This is a genomic window from Rhodoblastus sp. (genome assembly GCF_041915505.1).
Taxonomy (GTDB): Bacteria; Pseudomonadota; Alphaproteobacteria; order Rhizobiales; family Beijerinckiaceae; genus Rhodoblastus.
Genome location: NZ_JAYSBG010000489.1, coordinates 1 through 1,993, shown reverse-complemented (window position 1 = coordinate 1,993; position 1,993 = coordinate 1). Strand labels below are relative to the sequence as shown.

3 protein-coding genes are annotated in these 1,993 nt (G+C 65.2%); 2 read left to right on the top strand and 1 reads right to left on the bottom strand.

The genetic code is table 11. The annotated features are described in order from the left end of the window. Positions 1-51: 51 nt before the first annotated feature. The gene (locus ACE3S9_RS19030) at positions 52-678 is read left to right on the top strand and encodes a PAS domain-containing protein (RefSeq protein ID WP_374548047.1); all 627 of its coding nucleotides are present in this window, start codon (positions 52-54) and stop codon (positions 676-678) included. Between the two features lie 108 nt (positions 679-786). Further along, complete coding sequence (locus ACE3S9_RS19025; protein WP_374548046.1) at positions 787-1,392, top strand: PilZ domain-containing protein; 606 nt, start codon at positions 787-789, stop codon at positions 1,390-1,392. Between the two features lie 9 nt (positions 1,393-1,401). Here ACE3S9_RS19025 and ACE3S9_RS19020 read toward each other — a convergent pair whose 3' ends face one another. Further along, positions 1,402-1,935, bottom strand: coding sequence for a gamma carbonic anhydrase family protein (locus tag ACE3S9_RS19020; RefSeq protein WP_374548045.1), 534 nt, complete (start codon positions 1,933-1,935; stop codon positions 1,402-1,404). Between the last annotated feature and the right edge of the window lie 58 nt (positions 1,936-1,993).

Here is a 1,993-nt window from a genome sequence, read left to right as displayed (position 1 = left end):
TTCTGTGCGGCGACCGGACGCAACTGACCCGAACAAGAACAAGGTCCCGAAATGAGACAAGCCGCGACGCAAGAGCTCTACAGCTACTGGAACCAGTTGCGCGGCGCGCGGCTGTCGCCCGAGCGCGACGAGATCGACCCCACGGCGATCCGTCACATTCTCGCCGACACCATGATCCTGGAAGTCGACCAGCGGGGCCAGTTCCCGGTGCGCATTTCGGGCACGCGCCTCAACGCCCTCTTCATGGACGAGCAGAAGGGCCGCCCCTTCGTCGAGCTTTTCGCGCCCGAGGATCGCGCCGCCGCCGCCCAGATGATCGAGGCGGTGATCGAAGGCGTCCGCCCGGTGGTCGCCGGCCTCGCCGCCGGTCCCGCCGACGAGCGCCCGATCCATCTCGAATTGCTGCTACTGCCGCTGCGCCATCACGGCAAGACCCACGCCCGGGTGCTCGGCATGCTGACGCCGGCCGCCCTGCCCGCCTGGCTCGGCCTGCGTCCGGCCGAGGAGCTGAATCTGGTCGCCATGCGCTTCATCGGCGAGGAACAGGCGGCGATCCTGCCCTTGCCGCCGGCCTGCGACGAGACGGCGCGGCCAGGCGACCTGCCCGCGAAACTGGCCCGCAACGCCAAGACCCGGCGACGGTCCTTTTTCCTCATTCCCGGCGGCCGTCCGGATTGAGCGTCGCGGCGAAGCCCCGAGGGGCGACCGAAACCTAGGCCGTAACAATGAATTAACAGGCTCGCCATTATAGTTAGCGCCAGTCGTGGAGAGCATCTGGCGAACCCAATGCAATTACAGCGGAAAATCAGCGCCAAGCCCCAGGAACGCCGCCGTCACGCGCGCGTGAAACTGGCGCTGCTCGGCCGTTACATGCTTGAGGACCGCCGGGAATTTCCCTGCCAGACCATTGACGTCTCCGCCGGCGGCCTCGCCTTGACCGCGCCCGTCGTGGGCGCGCTCGGCGAGCGCGTTGTCGCCTATTTCGACGCCCTCGGCCGGATCGAGGGCATTATCGTGCGGCATTACGAGCATGGTTTCGCCATGACGGCGACTCTGACCGCCGCCAAGCGCGACAAGCTGGTCAACCAGCTCATGTGGCTGGTCAATCGCAAGACGCTGGGCCTGCCCGAGGACCGCCGCCACGAGCGCATCACGCCCAAGGAGGTCAATACGACCATCCGCCTCGCCGACAAGACGCTGATCCCGGCGAAAATCGTCGATATTTCCATTTCCGGCGCGGCCGTCACCTGCGCCAAACAGGCCCCGATGGGCGCCATGGTCCAGGTCGGCCGCCGCCGCGCGCGTGTCGTGCGCACCTTCGATCAAGGCATGGCGCTGGAATTCGCTTTGCCCCTCTCCTTCGACCAGTTCGACGAAAACGTCATTCTCTGACGCAAGGCTTTATCCATCCACCTTGCACAGGCCGGTCGCATAGCGACGGCCGTTCTCGACATAATGGCTGGCGCTGCCCAGCAGCCGCTCCGTGACCGACGGGTCGAGCGCCTTGACGATCCGGGCCGGCGCGCCGACGATCAGCGAATAATCCGGAAATTCCTTGTTCTCGGCGATCAGCGCATTGGCGCCGACGATGCAATATTTGCCGATCTTGGCATTATTCATGATGGTCGCGCCCATGCCGATCAGGCTGCCCTCGCCGATCGTGCAGCCGTGCAGAATGACCGAATGCCCGATGGTGACGTCGGCCCCGATCGTAAGGGGGCATCCCATATCGGTATGCAGCACGGACAGGTCCTGGATATTGCTGCGCGCGCCGACGTCGATCCATTCATTGTCGCCGCGCAGCACCGCCCCGAACCAGACATTGGCGTCCTCGCGCAGCCGCACGCGGCCGATCAGAGTGGCGTTCGGCGCCACGAAATAGCGGCCTTGGGGCGGAAGCTCGGGGGCGACGCCGTCGAGCGAATAAAGACTCATGGTTCAGGACTCCCTTGCCATTCGGGCGATAATCGGCTCCAACATAATCGGCCCGGAT